10 protein-coding genes are annotated in these 9,975 nt (G+C 69.6%); 3 read left to right on the top strand and 7 right to left on the bottom strand.

Annotated elements, in window-relative coordinates; all coding sequences use genetic code 11:
• Positions 1-283: 283 nt before the first annotated feature.
• The gene (gene ligD / locus VH112_11805) at positions 284-1,324 is read right to left on the bottom strand and encodes a non-homologous end-joining DNA ligase (GenBank protein ID HEX4540919.1); all 1,041 of its coding nucleotides are present in this window, start codon (positions 1,322-1,324) and stop codon (positions 284-286) included.
• Positions 1,325-1,420: 96 nt separating this feature from the next.
• Here ligD and VH112_11800 point away from each other — a divergent pair, with 96 nt between their 5' ends.
• The gene (locus VH112_11800; GenBank protein HEX4540918.1) at positions 1,421-2,881 is read left to right on the top strand and encodes an MDR family MFS transporter; all 1,461 of its coding nucleotides are present in this window, start codon (positions 1,421-1,423) and stop codon (positions 2,879-2,881) included.
• Positions 2,882-2,920: 39 nt separating this feature from the next.
• Here VH112_11800 and VH112_11795 read toward each other — a convergent pair whose 3' ends face one another.
• From VH112_11795 to VH112_11770, 6 genes are all read right to left on the bottom strand, one after another.
• Positions 2,921-4,570, bottom strand: a complete 1,650-nt coding sequence (locus tag VH112_11795) for an ABC transporter substrate-binding protein (protein ID HEX4540917.1) — start codon at positions 4,568-4,570, stop codon at positions 2,921-2,923.
• 121 nt (positions 4,571-4,691) lie between these two features.
• On the bottom strand, positions 4,692-5,786 hold the full coding sequence (locus VH112_11790) for a ferritin-like domain-containing protein (protein HEX4540916.1): 1,095 nt from the start codon (positions 5,784-5,786) through the stop codon (positions 4,692-4,694).
• Positions 5,787-5,858: 72 nt separating this feature from the next.
• Complete coding sequence (locus VH112_11785; GenBank protein ID HEX4540915.1) at positions 5,859-6,842, bottom strand: M23 family metallopeptidase; 984 nt, start codon at positions 6,840-6,842, stop codon at positions 5,859-5,861.
• A 197-nt stretch (positions 6,843-7,039) separates the two neighbouring features.
• A complete protein-coding gene (locus VH112_11780; GenBank protein HEX4540914.1) occupies positions 7,040-7,564 on the bottom strand; it encodes a DUF6328 family protein in 525 nt (174 codons plus the stop codon).
• A 92-nt stretch (positions 7,565-7,656) separates the two neighbouring features.
• Positions 7,657-8,064, bottom strand: a complete 408-nt coding sequence (locus VH112_11775) for a hypothetical protein (GenBank protein HEX4540913.1) — start codon at positions 8,062-8,064, stop codon at positions 7,657-7,659.
• A gap of 58 nt (positions 8,065-8,122) precedes the next feature.
• A complete protein-coding gene (locus tag VH112_11770; protein HEX4540912.1) occupies positions 8,123-8,557 on the bottom strand; it encodes a Fur family transcriptional regulator in 435 nt (144 codons plus the stop codon).
• 188 nt (positions 8,558-8,745) lie between these two features.
• Between VH112_11770 and VH112_11765 the strand changes: the two genes are divergently transcribed.
• Together VH112_11765 and VH112_11760 are read left to right on the top strand one after the other, a co-directional pair.
• Positions 8,746-9,366 (top strand): hypothetical protein, encoded by a 621-nt coding sequence (locus VH112_11765; GenBank protein HEX4540911.1) that lies wholly within the window; start codon positions 8,746-8,748, stop codon positions 9,364-9,366.
• Positions 9,367-9,400: 34 nt separating this feature from the next.
• Positions 9,401-9,975: FAD-dependent oxidoreductase (locus tag VH112_11760; GenBank protein ID HEX4540910.1), on the top strand; the 575-nt coding region annotated here is incomplete at its 3' end.

Raw genomic sequence — 9,975 nt, 5'->3', positions numbered from 1 at the left:
CCTTGAAGTTCATCGAGGCCAACTGGAAGCTGAGCCCGCTGTCGCCACCCCAGGACGGCCAGAGCGGTGGCGGCTCAGGTCAGAGCTCCCAGGCGCACTGACGACGCCTTCCGCGCCCTCCGCCGTCGAGCATCCATCGCGCCGGAGCGGGTGATGCTCGGCAACCTCGGTGTTCCACCTTACGTCGAAAAGCTCTGACGCTTTCGACGTAAGGTGGAACAGAGGAACAACGGAGGGCCGCCCTCCGGGAGGTCACACTCCGGGAGGTCACCCTCCGGGGGGGTCAACCTTCCGGAGACCGTTTGCGGGCTCGGCTGGGCGCGACCCGTGGCGGCTCGCCCGGCATCTTCGGGTACACGGGTGGCCACGGCGCATCAGGGATCCCCGCCGCCCGGTCTCGCTCGTGCAGCACGAGCAAAGGCTCCAGGGACTGCGGGTGGGAGGCCATGTCGGCCCACGGATCACCCCGCTCGGCTAACCGGGGTGGCACGGTGGCGATCGTCAGCTCGTCCGGCACGATCCCGTCGAGCTCATCCCAGCCGAACGGCGTCGACACCTGGGCGCCCGGCCGGGCCCGTACCGACCAGGCGCCGAAGATCGTCTTGTGGGGGGCATTCTGGTTGAAGTCGATGAACACCCGCCGGCCTCGCTCCTCCTTCCACCAGGCGGCCGTGATCAGCTCGGGTCGCCGGCGCTCGAGCTCCCGGGCGACCGCTACGGCGGCGGAGCGGGCCTCGTAGGAGCTCCAGCGGGGCTGGAGGCGCACGTAGACGTGGATGCCCCGGTTGCCTGTGGTCTTTGGCAGGCCCACCACACCCACCTCGTCGAGCAGGGCGGCGACCTCGTGGGCAGCCTCCTGGAGCATCGGAAAGGTGACTCCGGGACTGGGATCCAGGTCCAGGCGCAGCTCGTCGGCGTGCTCGGGATCGGCTGCCTTCGTTGGCCAGACGTGGAACCCGAGGCAGGCCATGTTCACCGCCCACAGCACGTGAGCCAGGTCGGCGGCCACCAGTGCCACCGACGTGGTGCCGTTCGGGGTGGAGACGACGCTCGTCTCGAGCCACTCGGGCCGGTTCTCGGGGACCCGCTTCTGGAAGAACGACGATCCCCCAGCGCCGTTCGGAAAGCGCTGGAGGAGCACCGGGCGGCCACCGATCGCCGCCAGCAGGGGTCCTGAGACCGCCTGGTAGTAGCGGACGAGGTCGAGCTTGGTGTCGCCTCGCTCGGCGAAGAACACCCTGTCGGGGTGGGTGATGGTCAGCTCACGGCCGGCAGCGTCGACTACAACCCCCGCCCCGTCGTCCGATGTCGTTGCCTTCCCCACCCTCCAAACCTACCGCCGGCTCGCCTATCGTCGCCTTCACGGCGGCGCCATGTCCGTTGGGGATTACGCAACGGCCCAAGTAGGGTTCTCTGGGTCGTGGCGCGTCTCCGGATGAACCCGAAGATCAGCGTGAGTGTTGTCTACGTGTCGGCCCTGTTCATGGCCATCATGGACATCACGATCGTGAACGTGGCCTTGCCGACGCTGGGCAGAGAGTTCCACGTGCGGCCGGCGGGCGTCGAGGCGGTCGTGGTCGCCTTCCTCGTCAGCCTCGCCGTCTTCATTCCGGCCTCGGGGTGGCTCGGCGACCGCTTCGGGACCAAGCGGGTCATGTTGACTGCCATCGTCATCTTCACTGGCGCGTCCGTGCTGTGCGGTTTCGCCCAGAGCCTGAGCCAGCTCGTGCTGTTTCGCATTCTGCAAGGCGCCGGAGGCGGGATGCTGACCCCAGTGGGCATGGCCATGCTGTACCGGACGTTTGCGCCCCACGAGCGGATTCGGGCGTCGCGCATCCTCGTGACCCCCACGGCCTTGGCGCCCGCCCTCGGACCTGTCGTCGGCGGGTTCCTGGTAACCGAGCTGTCCTGGCGGTGGGTTTTCTTCGTGAACGTGCCCATCGGGCTGTTCGCGCTGGCGTTTGGGCTCCTCGCTCTGGACGAGCATCGTGAGGCGGAGCCCGGGCGGTTCGACCTGGCTGGCTTCGTCCTGTCGGGAGCGGGGCTGGCGTCGGTCATGTACTCGGTGAGCGAGGGTCCGTTCAGAGGTTGGGGCACCGCCTTGATCGTCGGCACCGGCCTGGCCGGGGCGGCGCTGCTCGCTGCCATGGTGGTTGTCGAGCTTGGACGCAGGGAACCGATGGTCGATCTCCGTCTGTTCGTTGACCGGCTGTTTCGCACCACGACGGCGGTGTTCTTCGTGGCCGTGGCTGCCTTCCTCGGCACCTTGTTCGTCGTCGCTCTCTTCTTCCAGGACGGGCTCGGCGCCTCCCCCCTGTTGTCGGGGCTCAGCACCTTCCCGGAGGCCCTCGGGGTCATGCTCGGTGCGCAAGTCGCCACCCGCCTCTACCCGAGGATCGGGCCGCGCCGGATCATCGCCTCGGGGCTCGCCGGCGTCGCCCTCTTGATCGCACTCATGTCGTTGATCGGCGCGGGTGCGTACAGCCTCTGGGAGATGCGGGTGCTCATGTTCGTGCTGGGCTACGCCATGGCACACGTGTTCGTACCGTCGCAGGCCGCCGCCTTCGCGACCATCAGTAGCTCCTCGACCGGACGGGCGTCCACGCTGTTCAACGCCAATCGGCAGCTCGGTGGTGCGGTCGGCGTGGCCGTGCTCAGCACCATCCTGGCGACCGTCGGCCTCGTCAAGCGCGACGGCGCCGCGGTCGTTCCCAACCTGACGGCCTACCACTTGGCCTTCGCCACCGCCGCAGTGATCGCGTTGATCGGAGCGGTTGGTGCGCTGGCCATCAAGGACAGCGACGCGGCACCCAGCATGCGCAAGCCAGATGACACCGGCGAGGCTGCCGTGGCGCTCGAGCGGGAGCCGGCGCCGACCTGAGCCCACAGACCGCCCAGCCGGGCGCAGCCGCGCCCGACGTCAGCGGTTCAGCCAGATCTCACTTGGGCTGATCACTCCCCGGCTCATGGGTTGGGCCTTGCCGCCCGCCGGGAGGGTCGCGCCGGCGAAGTTCTGGACCTGGCGCTGGGCGGCGACCATCCAGATGGCGCGGTTCGTCCACAGGTACGGCAGCTCGGCCGCGAAGGTCCGGGCCAGGGCTCGATAGGCGGCGGTCCTGACCCTGGCGTCGCCGCTGGACCGGCCCGCATCGAGGGCCTGCTGGACCTGCGGGCTCCGGTTGCGGGCGAAGTTGAGACCTGGCTGGCCGACCGGCGCGGCTGTCTCGGCAGTCCACGAGGTGTAGTTGAGGTCGGGGTCGGCCGCGGCGAACTGGCGCCAGGTGCAGGCCTGAAAACTGCCCTGAAGGGCGCGGGGAACGAGCTGGGCGCGGTCGACCTGGACGACCTGACACTGCACGCCGGCCTTCTCCCACATGCCGCGGATCAGCCGACCGAGCTGTCTGCCCTTCGAGGAGCTCTCCGTGACCAGCTGCACGGAGACCGGGCCCTTGTCTTGCTGGTACTGGGCGACCAGGGCCTTGGCCTTGTCGAGGTCGAACCAGGCGTAACCCGTGGACGAGTGGTACGCAGTCCCCCTCGCGAAGGGGCCGAAAGACTTGGGGGGGATGCCGTTGCGAACGTTGTTGATGATCCGCTGCTTGTCGATGGCGTGGGCCAACGCCAGGCGCACCCGGCCGTCGTCGGTCGGCGGCACCGCGGTGTTGAGCAGCACGAAGTCCATGTCGGGCTCCGTGCTGGCGTGTGCGTCGTCGATCGTGACCCAGCTGGGGTCGCCTCGGAGGTTGGAGATGTTCTGTGTGTCGGAGCTGTGCATCATGTCGACTTGTCCGGACGTGAAGCGGTCCTCCCGCGACTGTTGGTCGATGATGGGCTCGTACTGGATCTTGTCGAGGTACGGCAGTCCCTGCCGCCAATAGCCGGAGTTGCGGGTGGCCGTGAAGACGTCGCCGGGCGCCCAGCGTTCGAACACGAACGGCCCCGTCCCCACCGGTCTGTGATCGGCGTCGCCCGCGAGGAGGGTCCTGGGCTCCACGACGACGCCGGCCTGGCCGGTCAGGTGGAAGGGAAAAGGGGCCCACGGGGAGCGCATCGACACCACGACTGTCAGGGGGTCGACCACATCGACCGCACCGATCGTGGCGAGAGTGGGAGCGATCAGCGGGGCGGTGCGGAGAGCATCGAGGTTGGTCTTCACAGCCGTCGCCGTCAGCGGGCTGCCGTCATGGAAGGCCACGTCCCGCCGGACCGTGATTGCCCACCTGGTGTAGTCGGCGTTGGCCGTGATCGACTGCGCGAGATAGGGCCTGACAGCCCCGCTCGCATCCACTGCGGCAAGGTTGTCGTAGACCGCGCGCGCGCTCAGCAGGCTGGCGACGCCCCAGAGCTCCCGGGTGGGGTCGAATCCCTCGATATCGGTCTCGGTCGCAAAGCTGAGCGTGCCGCCCCGCCGTGGCGTGCCCTGGGAGACGCCGGCGCTGCTGGCCGAGCTGGATTGGGGTCCGAGGCCACACGCGGCGAGGGCGGCGGACGCGCTGCCCAGGAGCGCGAGGCCGCCACCGGTCCTGACACTCCGGGCGATGAACGTGCGACGGTCGAAGGGCTCGGACAAGGTCGGTGTCATCCTGCGGGGTGAATCGGCACGGCGGCGTGTCAGCTGGTGGCCACCTCTCGGGCGGCGCGGCTGGCGCCAGCGCCCGTCCGACCCACCTGGACCTCCGCCCGCCCGAGTCTCAGGCCCCGCTGGCCTCCAGCTGCATCCGGTCGTACTCCGCCCCGGTGTCCTCCCACTCCTCGTATTCGAGCACGCCGAGCTCGCCGAAGCGGCGTCGCAGCCAGCCCTCGCCGGCGTCGAGCAGGCCCAGCTTCTTGAGGTTGGGAACGATCTTCGAGAACAAGACCTTGCGAAACTCGCGCTGCACCGGCGAGTCGAGCATGACCTGGCAGCACTCCCTCACCGGGAGGCCGACCGACTCCCACACCTCCTGGCCGAGGAAGCGGTCTCTCATGCGGACAGCCGCCTCGTAGCAGAACTCCTGGCGCTCGCGGATCTCGGCCGCACCCAGCTCGGCGTAGGCCTCCTTCAGCGAGAGCACGCCGAAGGCCACGTGGCGCGCCTCGTCGGCCATCACATAGCGGGTGATCTGCTTGAGGAGGGGGTCGATCGAGTAGGTGTACTGGAACCCGAAGGCGGCCAGGGCCAGCCCCTCGATCATGATCTGCATCCCCAGGTAGGTCATGTCCCAGCGGGGGTCGCCCGCGACGTCGTCGAGCAGGCTCCGCAGGTGGAGGTTGATGGGGAACTCGAGGCCGAGCTTCTCCTTCAGGTACTTGCCGTACACCTCGACGTGGCGGGCCTCGTCCATGACCTGAGTCGCGGCGTAGTACTTGGCGTCGATCCAGGGGACCGTCTCCACGATCTGCGCCGTGCAGATCAGCGCGCCCTGCTCACCGTGCATGAACTGCGACAGCGTCCAAGCCTGCTGGGCCGCTCCGATGTCGTACCACTCCTCCTCGGACAGACGCTCGAAAACCGTGCCGGCACGGTCGATGTTGAGCGTCGTCATCAGGGGGTTCGTCGGGTCCCGGGCGATCTTCGCCGGGTCGACGTCGATGTCCCAGTCGATATCGGTCGAGACGTTCCACATCGACGTCTTGGCCTTCTCGTACAGCTTGGCCAGCTGGGGCCGGGACCGGTCGTAGTCCCAGGTGAAGCACACCTCGGGCGCGGACCGCACCACGTGGATGGCGTCGTGCTGCTCGGCCGCCCCGACGGTCTCCGCCAGCTCGTCGATGGTGCCCGAGCGCACCTCGTCCTCCGTGGACATGCTCCGACCTCCTTGGCCCGACACCCAGAGACTAGGCCACGGCGCCCCAGCGGTCCGGTCGGCGCCCCGCGGTCAGCCCCCGGTCGAGTGACCGACCACCGAGTTGATGTAGGTGAGCATGGGCCGACCGCCGCCCGAGCCGCCGACCGGCCAGAACCCGATCTCCAGGTGCGGGCCACTCGAGATGCCCACGATGCCGTAGCCCACGATGGAGATCTGCTGGCCGGCGACCACCTGGTCCCCGACGTGGACGAGGTCTGCCCCCGAATGGCCGTAGTAGACGGTCCTGCCCGCCAGCGCACCCGAGGTGATCCGCAGTACGGGGGCGTTCGGTCCGAAGCCGCCGATGCCCTCCTGGATGATGGTGCCGGGGCCCATGGCGTAGAGCGGTGTGCCGCCGGGGGCGGAGTAGTCGACGCCATTGTCGACCGAGCCGTTCTTCAGGTACTGGAGCGGCAATGGCAGCGCCGAGCCGCTGGCGCTGGTCGCCGCCGCGGACGGCGCAGGCCACTTGCGAGCGGTGGTGGTCGTGGTGGCGAGCGTCGGCGGGGGAGCGGGGGCCGGGATTGTCGTCGTCGGTGCTGGTGCCGGTGCCGTGAGGGGAGGACCTCCCAACGCCGACGGTGACGGAGCGGTGGTCGCGGAATGCCGGACATCCCGGCCGCTCGCCAGGCGCAGGGAGGCGGGGTGGGGCATGACGCCGACGGCGACGCTGGCGCCGATCGCCGTCAGGGCGGCCGAGTAGCTGAGCAGCCCCTTGCGGAGGATCGAGTGCGGCGATGCGCCCGCTCCCGGCGCCGAGGTCAGGCGGGCGGCGGTCCGGCGGGCAATCACGTGGCGCAGCCGGCGCTCGATGGGAAGCGACCTGGCGTCGGCAGCCACGGCGAGTCGGGCTGCGGCCCGCACGAGGCTGGACCGAGAATCGGTGGCCCGCTCGACGATCTCGGCCGGTCCGGGCCGGATTCCATCGATGAGCTGGGCTGATCCGGGTCGAGCAGCGTCAGTCACCGAGTGCGCCCCGCTCTGCCGGGCCCAGTCGTAGAGGCTGTCGCTCACCGGCGCCAGGGGACCCCGTGACCGAAGCGCCCCCCCGGCGTCAGCAAGAGCATGCCTCGCACGGGCCCTCGATTCTGCGCCCGAGGACCGTTGTCCTGCCTCGTCAGCCTGCTACTGGGGAGTTGTTTCGCGGTCAGCGCCAGATGGGCACCCGGCCGTGACCGGCTACGGCTCGCTGCTATCGGTCGCGCGCCCAGTCAGTCCTGTAGCCGGCGGGACAGCGGTAGCCCGAACCACAGCCACGTCACCACGCCGGCGAAGGCGCCGGCCACGCCGGCGCCGACGCCGCTGCTGTAGACCACGCTGGTGATCAGATAAATGACGGCGGAGATGCTGAGGGCCAGGAAGCTGATGCCAATGATGGCCAGGCGATTGGACGTCTCCAGCATGCGCGCCTTGTCGTGCTGGCGCCAACGGAGCCGGTGGTATGAGGACGGCGCGATCAGGAAGGTCGTCGCCAATGCGGTGGTGAGGACGGCGAGAAAGTAGATGTCGCGCTGGATGGCGTCGAGGCTCGAGAAGTGCTGTGTGAAGGGAAGGGTCAGCAGGAAGGCGAGCAGGACCTGGACCCCGGGAAGGCCCACCCGGAGCTCGTTGAGCAGCTCGATGAGCTGCCGGTGGTGGCGCGCAGTGGGGTCCTCCTGCGCCCCCGTCACCGGAGAGCGGGCGCCGCCGCCGCTGTCGCCCCCGGCTCCGCCGGGAGAGGCGCCGAGGTCGCTCATCAGCAGATACTGCGCCCCTGGACCCGACCGTGCAAGGCCGTCAGGGTGGCGGCGCTGGATCGGATGTCGGCGTGCTCGTGTCGACAGGCGTGTCACACCAGACTGTCGACCTTCCAGGCCTTGTTCGACACCACCGCGCTCACGGTGGTCGACACCGACGACCCGCTGGGGCGGGTCCTCGTGGCCCGCACGTCGGCCTGGTTGCCGTGGGTCACGACCGAGTCGACGTGGATCTTGTTGTCCCGATAGCGTCGCGAGAGCTGGGTGACCAAGGGGCACACCCCCGCCTTCCCCTGGAGCTGGCCCTGCAGTCGGCTCGACAGCTGGGCGTAGGAGGCGTCGCAGTTGTTGGCCTGGATGTCGGAGAAGAGCGCCGTGACGACGCCCGCCGGGCTCGAGCTGACCGAGCTGCCGCCTCCACATGCGGCGGCGCCCGCGATCAGGGCAACGGACGCGGCAACGCCAGCCCCCCCGAGTCGCCGCACGGCGCGCCCAATCACCGACCTACCTCCCGAACCACCAAGCACCCGCCCTCCGCAGTGTATGCCACTGCCTCGCTCAGGGCTCGAGGAGCTGTCGCGCGCACTCCGGACAGGTCCCCACGACCTCGACCGTGTGGGCGACGTCAACGAAGCCCTCGGCGGCGGCGACCCGTGCCGCCCACCGCTCCACTGACCGCTCGCCGACCTCCACCGTGCGGCCGCATGTCCGGCACACCAGGTGGTGGTGGTGCTCCTCGCTGCCGCAGCGCCGGTAGAGCGCCTCGCCGTCCTCGGCCCGGAGGCTGTCCAGTTGGCCGGCGTCGGCCAGCGCCCGCAGCTGGTTGTACACCGTCGTGAGCCCGACCCGCTGGCCGCGCGCCCGCAGCTCGGCGTGGAGGTCCTGGGCGCTCAGGAACCCATCGGCCTCCTCGAGCGCGGCCGAAAGCGCCCGCTTCTGCGGTGTCGACCTCGGGCGGCTGGGCTCGGAGGAACGTGCGACGGCCCTGGTCACCGGCTCACAACTCGCGCGTCGTCGCCATCCACGGCGCGCGACAGTACCGGAGGGGATCCACCGTCGCCGTTCAGCCCGACAATATGATCAGCAGGGCGCAGGCGGATTGCGCGCCATCGGGCACGGGTAGGTCGAGAGCACGGGTCAGCCGAGTTGGTCGGCCCCAAAGTCGTCGAGGGGAGGATGACGTGAAGAGCTCCAGCCCCACGAGCAGCGGAGACGTCATCGACCTCCTGCAGCACGAGGACTCTGAGATAGGTCGCCTGTTCGACGAGTTCTTCTCATCCGGTTGCGCACTCGACGAAGTCCGACGTGGGGTGGTCGGCAAGGAGTTGGTGGATCATCTGTCGATGCAGGACGCAGCCAACGAGCAGATCGCCCGCACACTGCTCGGAGACATGGGTCGAGCCGATCTGGCCGAGCAGCTCGCTCGCCACTCGTGCCGGCACCGACGGCTGGTGGGCGAGCTGGACGACATCAGCGCCGGAGTCAGCCCGCGAGACATCCGCCGCAGCGCCGGTCGCCGATTCGATGGCCTGATCACCGAGCTCCGCGATCTGCGCCGCGAGCAGATCGGGTTCGAGGTCGAGCACGTCATCCCGACGATCCGATACCGCATGTCTCCCCAACGCCGGGAGCGCCTGGCCGGAGACATCGACCGTGTGCGGAGGCGGGCGACCATTCGCCCGGTCCGGCACCGTGAGCTGGCGCCGAGCGGGCTGGCGCCGAGCGGGCTGCGCAACAGGATCAGGGACGCGATCCATCGGGTGCGTGGCGCCGGGCGGGCACAGCATCTCGACGCTGGGTGAACCCGCTTGGGGCTGGCGCTGAGGAGATATGGACATGGCGGACGAATACGACGTGATCGTGGTGGGTGCAGGGCCGGCTGGGGAGCACGCGGTGGGTCGGTGCAGCGACGCCGGCCTCAGCGTGGCGATCGTCGAGCGCGAGCTCGTTGGTGGTGAGTGCTCGTACTGGGCATGCATGCCCAGCAAGACCCTCCTGCGTCCAGGCCAGGTCCTCGCCGCCGCCCGGCGCGTGCCGGGAGCCGCCGCTGCCGCCACCGGGGACCTCGACGTCCCGGCGGCGCTGGCCCGCCGGGACTGGATGACCGCGGGCTGGGACGACATGGGCCAGGTCCGGTGGCTCGACGGAGTGGGGGCCACCCTGGTCCGGGGCCGGGGCCGGCTGGCCGGCGAACGGCGGGTCGAGGTCGAAGGTCGCGACGGCTCCCGACGCACGTTGTCGGCGACCAGGGCGGTGATCCTGGCCACCGGGTCCATTCCGGTCATCCCGCCCATCGAGGGGCTGCGCGACATCCGAACGTGGGACAACCGAGACGTCACCTCGGCCAAACGCGTGCCTGACCGGCTCCTGGTGCTCGGCGGTGGCGCCGTCGGCGTGGAGATGGCGCAGGC

The sequence above is a fragment of the Acidimicrobiales bacterium genome, assembly GCA_036270875.1.
In the GTDB taxonomy this organism is placed as follows: domain Bacteria; phylum Actinomycetota; class Acidimicrobiia; order Acidimicrobiales; family AC-9; genus AC-9.
The sequence above is the reverse complement of the archived record's forward strand: the minus strand, read 5'-3'. Positions and strand labels throughout refer to the sequence as shown.